Origin of the sequence: Nocardia sp. NBC_01499 (assembly GCF_045040275.1) — a bacterium.
GTDB lineage: Bacteria > Actinomycetota > Actinomycetes > Mycobacteriales > Mycobacteriaceae > Nocardia.
This window is the reverse complement of sequence record NZ_CP109426.1, coordinates 487,815-501,446: the sequence shown is the minus strand read 5'-3', so window position 1 is coordinate 501,446 and position 13,632 is coordinate 487,815. Positions and strand designations below refer to the sequence as shown.

Genomic DNA, 13,632 nt, shown 5'->3' with positions numbered 1-13,632 from the left:
TTCTAGGGCTGGGGTCGACTCCCCTGCCGTTCGTTGTCTGTGCAGGAACCCTCCCCTGAAACGTCACTGTGACGATTTAGGGGAGGGTTTCCCTGGATTCTGAGAGGCGCGTCGGTTCGGCGGGTCGCCATCCACCGCCACGTGCGCACCAAGATCACCAGGACGATCACGTGGGCGGTGTGTAGCGCCCACAGTGCGAGCCACGGCCGGAGGAACCCCACCTCGGTGTGCTGTCCGCGGTCGCCGACGCAGTACATCGAGTAGTTGGTGCTTTGTCCTTCGGAGTCGTGGAAGGTGTCGGAGACGATGATCGGCTCGGTGTACGGCGCTTCGCAGAACAAGGGTGCGGTCAGTTTCGCTTCGCCGGGCCAGATGGCGACGGGCAGCACGGCTCCGAGGATCGCGGTACTGAACAGGATTGCGGCCAGTGTCGCCAGGATTCGTGGGGATCGTCGTTGGGTCTGGTCGGCGGGGCGTTCGCCGCTCATGCTCGGCTCATCCGCAGAAATGTTCCGGCACGGTCGAATTGGGCGACCACCGTGGTGCGCGGTGAGCTGACGTTGACGGTCATGAGAATCTCGGGCCCGACGCGGTTGACCACCACCGACGAAACGTATCCGTCGTCCACCGCACTCTGGGTGAGTGCGGTATCGACGACGTGCTCGAGGCGCAGCAGGCCGGGAACCTCTCGGATATCGAACATCTCGCTGTCCGGGTCGTCGAATGCCGACACGTGTACCGGTGTTGGACCGTGCAGGGTTGTGTTGGCGAAGGTGTAGTCGTCTTGCTGGTCCGGGTGGGTGGGAACCTGGATGCGCAGGTGGGCGGCGGTGTCCTGGGTGAGCAGGTCGGGGTTGTCGGCGAGGAAGCGGCTGAGCTGTGGTGGCTGATCGAACATGGTCAAGCTGTGAGATTCGGGTGCGGTGAGCACGATGACCGAGGCGTGGATCTCGGTGGTGCCGAGGCGTTGCCGGAGAGCGTCGATGGCGGTGGCCGGCAGGGCTGAGACGAGTCCGCCGCCGCGGGCCTGGATGGTCTTCTCGAAGTCGGCGCGGTCGACCGCGCCGATGCAGCCGGTGGTGCCGACTGCGATGAGAAGTGCTCCGAGTATGGCCACCAGGCGGGAGTGGCGGTGTGGCATGGGCTGCATCGTATAGCGCTGGGCTGACGGGAGTTTGGCGAGCGCGAGGGCCGGGTGGGTGTTAGGTTCACCGAGAGTTGGACATCGGTCCATCTGGTGCGGAGGGTTTGGTGCGCAAGACGTCACCGGCTGTGATCGCGTGTGCGGCATTGGGTATGGTGCTGTCGCTGGGTGGGATGCCGGTGGCGTCGGCGACGCCCGGGTTCGGTGAGTATGTGGCGCTGGGTGATTCGTGGGCGGCCGACGCGTCGTTGATTCAGGCGACCGATGATTTCGTGCCGTTGGGGTGCGCGCAGAGCCGGGGCAGTTACGCCAAGCAGGTGGCGGCCGCGCTGGCGGTCCCGGTGTCCCGGGATGCGACCTGCGGTGGGGCGATGTCGAAGAATATGACCGCACCGCAGGGCACTGCGCTCGGGGTCAATCCCCCGCAGTTCGATCGGCTGAGCGCCTCGACCGATCTGGTGACCCTCGAAATCGGCGGCAACGACGCGGGATTGGCGGCGACCGTGCAGCGATGCCTGACCAGTGACGCGTCGGCATCCCCGTGCCTGGACGCGCTGGTGGTCGGTGGTGTGGACCAGATGTCGCTGAATATCGCCGCGTCGGAGCACAGAGTGGCCGCGGCGGTCGACGGGATTCGGCAGCGTGCACCGCATGCGCGGATTCTGCTGCTGGACTACTTCGAAGGAGTCAGCACCGGCCACGGCTGCTTCCCCACCGTGCCGATCTCCGACGCCGACGCGGACTGGTTGGGCCGCAAGCTGATCGAGCTGAACGCGATGCTGGCGCGAGTGGCGCGGACGACCGGTGTGGAGTTGATCGACACCTACCGCACCAGCATCGGCCACGACGGCTGCCAGCCACCCGGTGTTCGCTGGGTGGAAGGGCTGATCCCCTGGTCGAGCAACCCGCCCGGGTTGGCGGTGCCGTTCCACCCCAACCAACTCGGTGCCGACCACCAGGCGCGCAGCATTCTGGCGGCGCTGGGTAGGTAGTCCCCCACCCTTGTTGTGGTGCACGGGGTCGAGGTCCGTGCCTCTCCGAATCCGCTACGCGCGGGTACCCACCAGCGACGCAGGTGCCCAGAAGCGCCGACAACGGCCCCCTTTCAAGATCATGGGGAACTGGTGGCGGGGGCTTCTCGAACTTTGCCGCCACCAGTTCCCCATGATCTTGATCCCGCCCCCTGAAACCCCCGCCAACCCGACCGCATCGAGACCCGCGCACGTTTCTAGGTCCAGTGCGGTCGTCCTGGGCGAGTGCTCGATCGCGGCTCTGGTTGGTGTCCACAGCATTCCGCACATCAGCGCCGACAGCCCTCGTGAGCCATACGCGTACGGCGGAGGTCGTCATCGAATTGCGTGCTCGGGAGTCGAGGTCGCCGTCGAACTCAACATCGGTCGGAGCACGCGCTCCGCCGCACCGTCGTCCAGCCCGCCCCAGTCATGCCTTCGCCTGATGGTCACGCTGACACCGCCGACCACCAGACAGCCCTCGGTGTCGCATCGAACGGGACATGGCGGCGGCTCTACTCGCACAATGCCGCCATCATGTCCCCGTTCGATGCTGCCCTCGTCCTCGTTACCGTTGGACTACTTGGAGTCGACCGGTCGGCTATCAATGCACGGCTAGCTTGGGTAGAACCCGTCGGCCATCACATCACCTCGCCGTGGCGTCTGGCACCCCACCCGGGCACGGTGTTGTTCCCGTCAACTGGCATATGAGCCCCCTCCGTATCGAACCGGCCGTCATCGCGGCAGCCCTCGCTGCCGATGCTGATCTTGTCAACCATGTGGCACCAGCATTCAGGGGTAGCTGGGTCGCGGCCTGGCTACCGGCGATAGTTGGCACGGTCGGTTGCCGCAGCGTTGCCGATGTCAATGTCAACCTGGTGCATGGCCCGGCGGTCACGGACACGTTCTCCGGCTGACCTCGGTCAGGAGCGGATGCGGCGCGCATCAACGCCGCCTGACTCAGCCCTGGTCAGCGGGCTATCTGACTGTTCGCCGGTGTGTGCTGCTGTGTTGCGGCAGCATTGCTACTGCTGGGCGGATTGCCAACGACGCGCCGCGTCGGGCCGCTCGGCACCGAGGAGGAACGCCATGCCGGACCTATCGGAATCAGCGATCAAAGAGCTGAACGAGGCTATCCAACGTCAGGTCGGATCGATCATGTCGACGCCGACGATGCAGCAGTTGGCGTCGGTTCTGCAGAGCAAGGCGGCCGAAGCGGGGTTGTCGAAGGACACGTTGTCGGAACTGACGGCCAAGCTGCAGTCGATGGGCGATCTCGCGTCGAAGGGCAATGGTGGCGCGATGGATCTGAGCACGCTGCTCGGCGCGTTCGGGCTGCTGAACACCGACGCCTTCAAAGACGCGGGCGCGGCGCAGAAAGATACGGGTGCGGCGGGACGTGCCGGCGAGACGTCCGCGTCGGCGGCGCATGATCAGGTCAGTTAGTAGGACATCAGCGTTGCCGGGGTGCGGCGAGGGAGGCGTTTCGCCGCACCCCGAGCGGGACGAGTCACCTCCGCGGTGCGGTCAACGGCAGCTGCGATCCCTCCAGGTCGAGGTGGGCGATGTCGCCGAGCCTGACGAGTTGGCGGTTGTGGAAGTAGCTGTCCTCACGCAGTTCGGTGATGCTTCCTGATGGACCGTGGAATCGCGCGTAGTCGAGTGATTCGATCGGCAACCTCATCCACGACGTCACGGCGAAGGTGAGCGCGCCACCGTGCGTCACCACGATCTGGTGTTGGCAGTGGCTCGACGCGATCGTCTCCATTGCCGCGTAGACGCGTGCACCGAACGCGCCCATGGTCTCCGAACCCGCGATGCCATCATGATGTCGCATCCGATCGCCGACAGCGGGCGGGGTGCGGAACCGCTGCCTCAGCCATTGCAGGCTTGCCTTCGGCCTCGCCGTCGGACCCACAGGCACGAGGGTTTGGAGAAGTCGGCTGTCAGTTTTCAGTAACCCGCACGCCACAGTGTTTGCGGGACCCTGGCAGCGCTCATAGGCTCGGGCACTGGACAAACCTTTCCGGAGGCCAGGCTGCGCCGGCAGAAGTCTGTCCGTCCAGACGGGACAAGCCTTGTTGCCGTCCATGCGTGTGAAGGTGCTACTGGATGTTGGATTACGGCATTGACATGTCCGGTGTCGAGCGCGATCTCGCTCTGCCCGATTTGGTGGCCGAAGGATACGAGCTCGACGCTCTGGTATCAGCGCAGCCCGACTGGTCCATACCCACACCGGCGGTGGGGTGGACGATCGCCCATCAGATCGCTCATCTCGCTTCGGCTGATGAGAACGTGCTCATCGCCATCCGAACCCCGGAGGCATTCGACGCCGTCCTGAAGCACGCGGAGGCCGAAGGCCCCCGGTACCGCGATCTCGACGCCGCCGAGGGCGCGGCCAAACCGCGATCGGAACTGCTCGAACAGTGGCGTGCCGGTCGCATCGAGGTGGCGGCGGCGCTCGGTGACATTGCCCTCGACCATGCGTTCCCGTGGTACGGCTCGCAGCTGACCCCAGCGCTGATGGTGCCGCTGCGACTGATGGAAACGTGGGCGCATGGGCAGGACGTTTTCGATGCGCTGGGTGTCGCGCACCGTGCGACGGGTCGGCTCCGGCATATCGCCGCTTTGGGTGTCGTCGGACGAGAGCTGTCGTTCTACACGGCCCAATTGCCCACCCCGGCAGAGCCGTTCCGTGTCGAGCTGATCGGTCCCGACGGCGAAACCTGGGCATGGGGGCCAGCAGATGCCAGGCAGCGGGTCCAAGGGAGTGCCCTCGACTTCTGTCTCCGGGTCACCCAACGCAGGCCCCTAGCCAAGACCGACCTCACCGCCGTCGGAGAGGACGCGCAGAAGTGGCTGGAAGTCGCTCGCATCTTCCTCTGAAAAACGTACTGCTACCTGAACTACCTGTGGGCCGGACCAGTGTGGGTGCGACGCCGACATCGTGCGAGGGGCCGCCGCCAGCTCCCCGCTGATCCGGCGTCAGTGGGTTACGGATCTGCAGAAACCGCATCCGCCGTTACGCAGCTCGGTCGCGTTCTCGGCGACCACGGTTGTGTGGGTGTACGCACCGGAGACGTCGTAGGCCCTCTGACTGGGATCGCCCCACAGCACGCGGCCCGCGGTCATCGCGGCGGACCGCGGTTAGGGCGTCGGCGGCCCACAAGCGCGTCGGCCGCCGCAGTGGAGTTTGGTGTCGAAGGCGGGCGCGATTCGTCCCGGCGAGAACGGTTGGGGCAGTCGCGTGCGGATGAGTCAGCGGCACACACTCCGTAATCAGCAGGCCGGCTGACTACGCCGTCACGACAGTCACTCGATAACCGAGGCGGATCTCGCGGCCGATGTGGGCGGCGCCGCTGAGGTAGAGCCAGCGGTCGGTGCCGCCGCGCGGGTCAGGCAGATACGCGGCTTGGACGTGTTCGACGCCGAAGGGGAAGTTGCCCGAGATCGAGGTCGCGATGCCGGTCATCAGGTACGCCTCGGCCAGCAGTCGCGGCTCGGGGACGGCCGCGGGCAGTGGTGTCGCGGTGGGGACGAAGAACCCGAACTGTTCGGGCGGTGCGCCGGAGCCCTGGACAAGCATGCCGGTCACGAACAGTCGCGCGATTCCGGTGTGTACCAAGCATTCCGGCGTCAACTGCAACGGTGGAGTCGGCCGCAGCTCGAGTTGGAACGCCATGCGCCGAACTTTACGGTCACCGACCACCGCTGTCCTCACGACAATCCCCGGCCCGCCGCCGCGCCAGACACCGGCGCTCTACGACGTGCGCGGCGCTCTACGACGTGCGCGGCGCCGCGGAGTGCGGCAGGCCGGGCAGTCAACGCCTCTCGGTCCGGGTCTCAGCCGACCCTGCACCTGTGCTCAGCTGAGCGCGCGGCCGGTGCCCCGCCGAGACATTCGACCCAGCGGCGGCATCGAGTTGGACGCGGATCTCGGCCCCAAGCATCCGCGGGCGACTAGTGGATGGCACCGGGTTCTCTACGGCTAACGGTGTCCGCGATGGCATGCGACGCGACACTGCACACGTCGCTGCTTGGGTCGATCGCGCGATCGGACCCAGCTGACCCGCCAGAGAAACTCACCGTCGTAGCGGCCTTCCTGGCTAGCGTTGCGGTCGATGCAGACATGCACGCGCTGCATCGGGGTGACGTGAACAGCGTTGGTGCACTTCATAATTCATCGTCTGCACCAGCGGTTCCACGTGAATCAGCCTGACCGCTCGTACGACTCCGGCGGCTGCCCGAAGCTCGGCATCGAGGCATCCGCGTGCTCTCGAGTGCAGTGTGGAATGACTCCGGGGTCCGGATGGCGATGGACACGTTCGCATCACCGAACCGAGATGAGCAACCTGATTGGGCGATCGTCACTCCCGCGGAAAGTTCCGGCACAGAGCATCCGCATCGCAGGGCTCGACGCCGCAGCGCTCGAGCGCCAGAGCCAGCGCGTTGGCAATGTCGGCGAGCTTGATGAGATCGCGCTCAGCCAGTGCCGGATCGGCGGCGATCACCGCAGAGTCCCTTGGCGCGTGGCGCGAGCCGCGCGCCGCTCAATTCCGAGTGCGCAGCGCGCATGAGGGGGTGATGATCGCTGATACCGCGCGTTGGGTTTGTTGCGCATCCGATTACCAGTTGATCCGTTCGTGGCTCGATCAGCGAGCGCGCGGTTCCATCGGGCCGAGTACCGATCGCCAGCCGGAATCATCTCCCACCCGAGCAACCGCCCCGGCCCACATTGCTCACCCGCGACATCGCCCGCGGCCAGGCGACGCTTCCCACGCCGAAGGGGACATGACGTCGGCTCTAGAAGCAGGAGGCAACGGCCCACATTGCTCTTCAGCGACATCGCCCGCGACCGGCGACGTTCCCGCGCCGAAGGGGACATGACGTCGGCTCTGGAGGCAGAGGGGTTCGCTGTCCGGAACTGCCCGGCCGATAGGGTCGGGTGGTGACGTGGACGGTGGGCTTCGACCTGGACATGACGCTGATCGACTCGCGACCGGGCGTCAGCCGGGCCATCGATATTCTCGCGGCCGAGTTCGATGTGCCGGTGCGCGGCGCCGATTTCGCCGATCGGCTCGGGCCGCCGCTGGCCACCTTGCTTGTCGAAGCGGGCGCGCCAGAGGAGCTCGTTCCGGCGCTGGTCACGCGTTATCGCGAGCTCTATCCGAGCATCGTGTCGAGCATTCCCGCGATGCCGGGCGCGGATGCGGCGCTGGCCGCGATCGAGGAACGCGGCGGGCGGGTACTCGTCGTCACCGGCAAACACGGTCCGCTCGCGCAATTGCACATCGATGAACTCGGTTGGCGGATAGACCATCTCGCCGGTGACCTGTGGTCCGCGGCCAAGGCCGCCGTTTTGCGGGACGAACACGCGAGCATCTACGTCGGCGATCACGTCGGTGACATGCGCGGCGCGCAAGCGGCCGGTGTCCTCGCGATCGGCGTCACCACCGGACCGTGCGACGCCGCGGAACTGCGTGCCGCGGGCGCCGACGTGATCCTCACCGACCTCACCGAGTTCCCGCAGTGGCTCGCCGACGAGCTCGGCCCGGTCGCCGACGCGGGTTAGCCGCTTGCTGGTTCGGCCACGATCACGCCTCGAATACCGTACGTCGTCCCAGTTGTGCCACAGGCCTGCCCGCCACGGCTCGTTCACGGTCACCGCCCACCCAGTCCGGTTGTGCACCCGGTGAGCGCGCTCGTCAGGCGTAGCGGGTGGGATTCTCACGGCGCCGACCCTGCCGATGCCCGGCTACGGCTGGCCTCTGCGACCGGCTCAGCGAGGTCGGCTGGGGTCTCGACCGCGAGCCACGGGCATCGCGTCAGCCGACCTCGCTGGCGATCCTCGATAACCGCGCCATCAGTTCGATGCGAACGAATACGACGATGGCATTGCGCCACAGCATCCGCCCGCTGGACCGCCGCTTGTCCTCGATCACCGCGCCCTCACCTCGGCACGGTCGCGCACCGGCGAGCGCGTCCATTTGTCCAGTGCGCCAAACCAATCGGGGGACGCCGACGGGTATCACCTGCGCTGAGCACCGTATTGATCATGGCGTCGCGCGGATCGTCTAGCCTGCACACGAGGCGCCCGCGGCGCAGCGAGGGTGTGTTGAGAGGAGAACGAATCAATGGACCGTTTCACCGACAGGGTTGCCGTGGTGACGGGTGCGGCGCAGGGTATCGGCGCGGCCACCGCGTTGCGGCTCGCGATCGAGGGCGCTTCCGTCGCGGTGCTCGACCGCAACACCCCCGACGCCACCGTCGAACAGATCACCCGAGCGGGGGGCACCGCGCGCGGCTACGTCTGTGACGTCACCGACCGCGGCTCCGTGCAGACCGTATTCGACCAGATCGCCACCGATCTCGGCGATCCGCACATCCTGGTGAACAACGCGGGCATCACCCGCGACGACCTGTTCTTCCGGCTCTCCGAGGACGACTGGAACGCCGTGCTGTCGGTCAACCTGACCGGTGTCTACCACTGTGCCCAGGTCGCGCAGCAGTACATGGTCGCCCAGCGCTACGGAAAGATCGTCTCGCTGTCGAGTCGCTCGGCCCTCGGCAACCGTGGACAGGCCAACTACGCCGCCGCGAAAGCGGGCATCCAGGGCCTGACCGCCACCCTCGCCATCGAGCTCGGCCAATACAACATCAACGTCAACGCCGTCGCGCCCGGCTACATCGCCACCGCGATGACCGACGCCACCGCCGAACGCGTCGGCATGTCCCCCGAACAACTGCAGCAGTCCGTCGCCGAACGCACCCCACTCGGCCGTGTCGGCCAGCCCGAGGAGGTCGCCGCCGTCATCGCCTTCCTCGCCAGCGACGAGGCCTCCTACGTCAGCGGCCAAACCCTCTACGTCAACGGCGGCGCCCGCTGAAGATCAACGGGACATGGTGGCGGCATTATGCGAGTGGCGCCGCCCGCATGTCCCGTTGATCATGAATCCCACAGCTATGAGCGGGCGGATCATGCTGTGCGACAACAAGGTTTGGTCCGGGCAATCGGATGAACGACGGGGCGAATGATCGTCTGGCGGCGGCGCTCGACGAGCCGTCGGCCTCGGGGTGAGGCCGCACGCGGTCGTTCGCCTCGAGCGCTGGCGAACCGCCGCGCGGCAACGCCGACATCAGTCCGTGGGGCAGACCTTGTGGGTGCACGCCCACTGCCGCGAATCCGAGCGAGTGGGTGGGCATCGCGTCCACCTGACTCCTTCCGATCCTCAGCTTCCAGGCCAATGGCGGGTGCACGGGCCTCGATAGCGTGCCGATGCCATCGGCGCAGTGCTCGTCATCCAGGTAGACGCTTCAGGCGAACTGTCGGGCAACCTCTGGTGGTCACCCGCGACCTCCTAGGCTGCCCGGCGAAGTCCACGCGGCTCGGAGCACGATCAACGAGACACGACCAGGCATCATGACCCGGATCCCGTACTCAGCTCACCACGGAATCGGGCCGTGGCGGTCGAAGTAGCCGCCGGTGGGACCGTCGGGTCCGATGGTGGCGAAACCGACGATGACATCGGTGCCCTCGGTCAGGGTTTGGTGTCCGGCGTTGCCGTTGAAGTCGGTGGCGGTGTAGCCCGGGTCGACGGCGTTGATCTGGATGTTCGGTAGTGCGCGCGCGTATTGCGAGGTGATCATGTTCAGCGCGGACTTGGACGAGGTGTAGGGCAGGTTCGGCAGGGTGGATTCGAGACGGTTCGGATCCGAGGTGATGGCCAGGGAACCCATTCCGCTCGACACCATCACGATGCGCGGTTGGTCCGCGGCGCGCAGCAGCGGCAAGAACGCGTGGGTCAGTTGGACGGGGGCGAAGACGTTGGTTTCGAAAACCGGGCGCAGGTCGGCGGCCTGTGTCTGGTCCGGGTCGGCGAACCCGCCCGAGATTCCCGCGTTGTTGATGAGCACGTCCAGGTGTGTGGCTCGGTCCCCGATCGTGTCGACGGCGGCCGCGATCGAGGTGATGGAGGTGACGTCGAGCTGGACGAATTCGACGTTCAACCCCTGTTCGACCAGCTCAGCCGCCGCCTGCTTGCCGCGGTCGGCGTCGCGGGCGCCGAGGAACACCTGCCAGCCGAGTTCGCCGAGCCTGCGGACCGTTTCGTGGCCGAGGCCCTTGTTCGCGCCGGTCACCAGCGCTGTTGTCGTTGCGTTCATGACCCCAGCCTCGGTGTGCGTGGCGCCGGTGGGCAGGCCCGCCTTGTCCTGGGACCGGTGGTACCACCCCGGGTGAGTGCGGGTGCGGGATGATCGAGTGATGGACCGTTCCGAACTCGCGGCGCTGCTGCGTCAAGCCCGCACCCGGGTACAGCCGCGTGATGTCGGGTTGCCCGCGGGCGCGCGCCGTCAGGTGCCGGGGCTGCGTCGTGAAGAGGTCGCTCAGCTTGCCGGGGTCAGTGTCGATTACGTGGTGCGGCTCGAGCAGGGGCGCGGTCCGCGTCCCTCGACCGCGGTGCTCGGCGCACTGTCGCGGGCGCTGCGGTTGAACGACGACGACCGTGACCTGCTGTTCCAACTCGCCGGATCCGCACCACCACAGGCGGGCCGGATCGCGCAGGTCGTGCGGCCGAGCGTGTTACGGCTGCTCGACCGGATGGCGGACCTGCCAGCACTGGTGATGTCCGCGAAAGGTGATGTGCTGGCCTGGAATTCGATGGCGGCGGCGCTGCTCGGCGATTTCTCCGCCTGGCCGCCCGCGCGCCGCAACATCATCTGGCAGTGCTTCCTCGGCGCCGAACCGAGCCGGGTGCGCTTCACCGCCGAGGAGTTCCGGATGGTCGCCGCCTACGGTGTCGGCACCCTGCGCAGCGCGAAGGCCCGCTACCCCACCGACCCCGACCTGGACCGTCTCATCGCCGAACTCCGTTCCCGCAGTAGCGATTTCGAACAACTCTGGCGCGAACGTCCCTCCGCTCAATGGCGCAGCGCCACCAAAACCGTCGCCCATCCCGAACTCGGCACCATCGTCTTGGAATGTGACACCCTGCTCGTCCCCGACGCCGACCAATCCGTCGTCGTCTACTCCGCCGCTCCCCATACCCCCGCCGCCTCCGCCCTGGATCTGCTGCGCGTCACCGGCACTCAGCAGTTCACCGACCACACCTGAGCGATCCGTCGCTCACCACCAGACCCGCGATCCGGAACTCGCCTACGCCGCCTTGTACTTACGCAGGTACTGCCCGGTCAGCGAGACCGGGTCGTCGAGCAGCGCGGCGGGGGTCCCGGTGAAAACCACCTCACCGCCTGCCTTGCCACCGTCGGGGCCCAGGTCGATCACCCAGTCCGAGTGCGCGACCACGTCGAGGTTGTGTTCGATGACGACCACCGTATTGCCGCGCTCGACCAGACCATCCAACAAGGCGAGCAGGGTGTCCACATCGGACATGTGCAGCCCGGTGGTCGGCTCGTCGAGAACATACACCGAGCCGGTATTGCCCAGTTGGGTGGCGAGTTTGATGCGTTGACGCTCACCACCGGACAACGTGCTCATGGCCTGACCCAGGCTCAGGTAATCCAGGCCGACCTCGTTCATGGTGCGCAGCTTGGCATTCAACGCTTTCTCCGGGAAGAACCCCAGCGCTTGCTCGGCGGTCATCTCCAGCACATCGGCGATCGACTTGCCGCGCAAGGTGAGTGCGAGCACGTCCTCGGAGAAGCGGCGCCCGTCGCAGGCATCGCAGTGCGTGGTCACCGGGTCCATGTAGGCGATCTCGGTGATGATCACCCCGCGGCCCTCGCACTGCTCGCACGCACCGGCGGAGTTGAAACTGAACAACCCCGGCGCCGCACCGGTGGCCTTGGCGAACAGTTTGCGGATCGGATCCAGCAAACCAAGATACGTCGCCGGAGTCGACCGCGAGGACGCCCCGATCGCGGACTGGTCGACGAAGATCGCCTCGGGATGCTCGACCACGAACACATCCCGGATCAAACTGCTCTTACCCGACCCCGCCACCCCGGTGATCGAGGTCAGCACCCCGGTCGGAATCGCGACGGTCACATCCTTGAGGTTGTGCACCCCGGCATGCTCGATCAGCAACTGCCCACTCGCCTGCCGGAAGGTGTCCTTCACGGTGAACGGCCGGCGCAGCCCGGCTCCGGTCGGAGTGTCGGCGGCACGCAACTCGGCGAAACTGCCCTCGAACACGACCCGCCCGCCATGGGATCCCGCGCGCGGCCCGACATCGACGATGTGGTCGGCGATCTGGATGACATCGGGATCGTGCTCGACCACCAGCACCGTGTTCCCCTTGTCCCGCAACGCCTTCAACAGATCGTTCAACCGCCCCACATCACGCGGATGCAGCCCGACGCTGGGTTCGTCGAAAATGTAGGTCATCCCGATCAACGTGCTCGACAGATGCTTGATCATCTTCAACCGTTGACCTTCACCACCGGACAACGTCGAGGTCGGCCGATCCAGGCTCAGATACCCCAGCCCGATATCGGCGACCCGCTGCAGCGAGGTCCGGATCGCCGCGGCCAGCCCCGCCGCCGCGGGCTCGGTGATCTCCTCGAGTACCGCCATCAGATCGGTGATCTGCAACCCGGCCCAGTCGGCGATATTGCGGCCTCCGATTTTCGTGGCCAGCGCCGCCGCGTTGAGCCGAGCCCCATGGCAGGTCGGGCAGATCCCCTCGGTGAGGAACTGGCGCATCTGCTCACGCGTCTTCTCGCTGAGCGTGGAAGTGTCGCGCTGCAGGCGGGTGCGGGTGAACTTGGTGGCGATGCCCTCGTAGTTGGCCTTCCAGGTGCCCTTGGCGAAGGTCAGCTCCACCTTGCCGCCGGTGCCGTGCAATAGATCCTCGAACTCCTCGGCGGTGTAATCGGCGAGCTTCTTGTCCGGATCGAAACGCCCGGAGTTGCCGTAGAGCTGCCATTCGCCGACGCCGACACCGTAGCCGGGCAACAGGATCGCGCCCTCGTTGAGCGATTTGGTTCGATCGAGCAGCCGATCCGGATCCGCGCGCACCGTGATGCCGAGACCGTCGCAATCCGGGCACATGCCCTGGGGCACGTTGAACGAGTAGTTGTAGACGAAACCGGCTGAGGGCGCACCGAATCGGGCGAACATCGCCCGCACCATCGAGAAGATGTCGGTCATCGTGCCGACCGTCGACCGAGGGCCGCCACCGACCGGCTGCTGATCGATGATCACCGGCGCGGTCAGATTCTCCATCGCCTCGGCGTGCGGACGTTCGTAGCGCGGCAGGAAGTTCAGGATGAACGCCGGAAACGTCGCGTAGAGCTGACGCTGCGATTCCACCGCGATCGTGTCGAACACGATCGAGGACTTGCCCGAACCGGACACACCGGTGAACACCGTGATCTTGTTCTTGGGGATCTCGAGCGACACGTCGCGCAGGTTGTGCTCGCTGGCACCCAGGACGCGGATGACATCGGCGGGAACGGCGGCTTCGGCGAAAGGCATACCGGACACCATGCCATCAGGTACCGACAATATGCCCGGGG

At 66.4% G+C, this 13,632-nt stretch carries 14 protein-coding genes and 1 pseudogene; 6 read left to right on the top strand and 9 right to left on the bottom strand.

Annotated elements, in window-relative coordinates:
- Nucleotides 1–2: 2 nt before the first annotated feature.
- Both OG203_RS02305 and OG203_RS02300 read right to left on the bottom strand, forming a co-directional pair.
- Nucleotides 3–488, bottom strand: a complete 486-nt coding sequence (locus OG203_RS02305) for a hypothetical protein (RefSeq protein ID WP_405163976.1) — start codon at nucleotides 486–488, stop codon at nucleotides 3–5.
- A complete protein-coding gene (locus OG203_RS02300) occupies nucleotides 485–1,141 on the bottom strand; it encodes a hypothetical protein (protein WP_405163975.1) in 657 nt (218 codons plus the stop codon). Before OG203_RS02300 ends, OG203_RS02305 begins: the two co-directional genes overlap by 4 nt.
- A 110-nt stretch (nucleotides 1,142–1,251) precedes the next feature.
- Between OG203_RS02300 and OG203_RS02295 the strand changes: the two genes are divergently transcribed.
- Entirely contained in the window at nucleotides 1,252–2,136 is an 885-nt protein-coding gene (locus OG203_RS02295; RefSeq protein WP_405163974.1) for an SGNH/GDSL hydrolase family protein, read from the top strand.
- Between the two features lie 1,107 nt (nucleotides 2,137–3,243).
- Nucleotides 3,244–3,600 (top strand): hypothetical protein, encoded by a 357-nt coding sequence (locus OG203_RS02290; RefSeq protein WP_405163973.1) that lies wholly within the window; start codon nucleotides 3,244–3,246, stop codon nucleotides 3,598–3,600.
- Nucleotides 3,601–3,664: 64 nt separating this feature from the next.
- Here OG203_RS02290 and OG203_RS02285 read toward each other — a convergent pair whose 3' ends face one another.
- The gene (locus OG203_RS02285; RefSeq protein WP_405163972.1) at nucleotides 3,665–4,246 is read right to left on the bottom strand and encodes a histidine phosphatase family protein; all 582 of its coding nucleotides are present in this window, start codon (nucleotides 4,244–4,246) and stop codon (nucleotides 3,665–3,667) included.
- A gap of 20 nt (nucleotides 4,247–4,266) precedes the next feature.
- On the opposite strand from OG203_RS02285, the gene OG203_RS02280 reads away from it, so the two are divergent.
- Complete coding sequence (locus tag OG203_RS02280) at nucleotides 4,267–5,040, top strand: TIGR03084 family metal-binding protein (RefSeq protein ID WP_405163971.1); 774 nt, start codon at nucleotides 4,267–4,269, stop codon at nucleotides 5,038–5,040.
- 135 nt (nucleotides 5,041–5,175) lie between these two features.
- Here OG203_RS02280 and OG203_RS02275 read toward each other — a convergent pair.
- The 3 genes and pseudogenes from OG203_RS02275 to OG203_RS02265 all read right to left on the bottom strand — a co-directional run.
- Nucleotides 5,176–5,274 (bottom strand): annotated as a pseudogene (locus OG203_RS02275) (hypothetical protein); the annotation flags it as partial.
- Nucleotides 5,275–5,449: 175 nt separating this feature from the next.
- Nucleotides 5,450–5,836, bottom strand: a complete 387-nt coding sequence (locus OG203_RS02270; protein ID WP_405163970.1) for a hypothetical protein — start codon at nucleotides 5,834–5,836, stop codon at nucleotides 5,450–5,452.
- A 685-nt stretch (nucleotides 5,837–6,521) separates the two neighbouring features.
- Nucleotides 6,522–6,665 carry a hypothetical protein gene (locus OG203_RS02265; RefSeq protein WP_405163969.1) on the bottom strand — a complete coding sequence of 48 codons (144 nt, stop codon included), beginning with the start codon at nucleotides 6,663–6,665 and terminating at the stop codon, nucleotides 6,522–6,524.
- 437 nt (nucleotides 6,666–7,102) lie between these two features.
- Between OG203_RS02265 and OG203_RS02260 the strand changes: the two genes are divergently transcribed.
- Nucleotides 7,103–7,726: an HAD family hydrolase gene (locus OG203_RS02260; RefSeq protein ID WP_405163968.1), complete on the top strand. Its 624-nt coding sequence runs from the start codon at nucleotides 7,103–7,105 to the stop codon at nucleotides 7,724–7,726.
- A gap of 253 nt (nucleotides 7,727–7,979) precedes the next feature.
- Here the strand turns inward: OG203_RS02260 and OG203_RS02255 are convergent, their stop codons facing one another.
- A complete protein-coding gene (locus tag OG203_RS02255; protein ID WP_405163967.1) occupies nucleotides 7,980–8,141 on the bottom strand; it encodes a hypothetical protein in 162 nt (53 codons plus the stop codon).
- 147 nt (nucleotides 8,142–8,288) lie between these two features.
- Between OG203_RS02255 and fabG the strand changes: the two genes are divergently transcribed.
- Complete coding sequence (gene fabG / locus OG203_RS02250) at nucleotides 8,289–9,041, top strand: 3-oxoacyl-ACP reductase FabG (RefSeq protein WP_405163966.1); 753 nt, start codon at nucleotides 8,289–8,291, stop codon at nucleotides 9,039–9,041.
- Nucleotides 9,042–9,597: 556 nt separating this feature from the next.
- Here fabG and OG203_RS02245 read toward each other — a convergent pair.
- The gene (locus OG203_RS02245) at nucleotides 9,598–10,317 is read right to left on the bottom strand and encodes an SDR family oxidoreductase (RefSeq protein ID WP_405163965.1); all 720 of its coding nucleotides are present in this window, start codon (nucleotides 10,315–10,317) and stop codon (nucleotides 9,598–9,600) included.
- A gap of 100 nt (nucleotides 10,318–10,417) precedes the next feature.
- On the opposite strand from OG203_RS02245, the gene OG203_RS02240 reads away from it, so the two are divergent.
- Nucleotides 10,418–11,266: a helix-turn-helix transcriptional regulator gene (locus OG203_RS02240; RefSeq protein WP_405163964.1), complete on the top strand. Its 849-nt coding sequence runs from the start codon at nucleotides 10,418–10,420 to the stop codon at nucleotides 11,264–11,266.
- A gap of 42 nt (nucleotides 11,267–11,308) precedes the next feature.
- Here OG203_RS02240 and OG203_RS02235 read toward each other — a convergent pair whose 3' ends face one another.
- Nucleotides 11,309–13,591: an ATP-binding cassette domain-containing protein gene (locus OG203_RS02235; RefSeq protein WP_405163963.1), complete on the bottom strand. Its 2,283-nt coding sequence runs from the start codon at nucleotides 13,589–13,591 to the stop codon at nucleotides 11,309–11,311.
- Nucleotides 13,592–13,632: the final 41 nt, after the last annotated feature.

Bases quoted from the DNA above. Each gene is read 5' to 3' on its own strand.
- OG203_RS02285 (WP_405163972.1), bottom strand. From the start codon at position 4,246: ATGGACGGCAACAAGGCTTGTCCCGTCTGGACGGACAGACTTCTGCCG.
- OG203_RS02280 (WP_405163971.1), top strand. From the start codon at position 4,267: ATGTTGGATTACGGCATTGACATGTCCGGTGTCGAGCGCGATCTCGCT.
- OG203_RS02300 (WP_405163975.1), bottom strand. From the start codon at position 1,141: ATGCCACACCGCCACTCCCGCCTGGTGGCCATACTCGGAGCACTTCTC.
- OG203_RS02235 (WP_405163963.1), bottom strand. From the start codon at position 13,591: ATGCCTTTCGCCGAAGCCGCCGTTCCCGCCGATGTCATCCGCGTCCTG.
- OG203_RS02270 (WP_405163970.1), bottom strand. From the start codon at position 5,836: ATGGCGTTCCAACTCGAGCTGCGGCCGACTCCACCGTTGCAGTTGACG.
- OG203_RS02245 (WP_405163965.1), bottom strand. From the start codon at position 10,317: ATGAACGCAACGACAACAGCGCTGGTGACCGGCGCGAACAAGGGCCTC.
- OG203_RS02240 (WP_405163964.1), top strand. From the start codon at position 10,418: ATGGACCGTTCCGAACTCGCGGCGCTGCTGCGTCAAGCCCGCACCCGG.
- OG203_RS02305 (WP_405163976.1), bottom strand. From the start codon at position 488: ATGAGCGGCGAACGCCCCGCCGACCAGACCCAACGACGATCCCCACGA.
- OG203_RS02255 (WP_405163967.1), bottom strand. From the start codon at position 8,141: ATGGACGCGCTCGCCGGTGCGCGACCGTGCCGAGGTGAGGGCGCGGTG.
- fabG (WP_405163966.1), top strand. From the start codon at position 8,289: ATGGACCGTTTCACCGACAGGGTTGCCGTGGTGACGGGTGCGGCGCAG.
- OG203_RS02290 (WP_405163973.1), top strand. From the start codon at position 3,244: ATGCCGGACCTATCGGAATCAGCGATCAAAGAGCTGAACGAGGCTATC.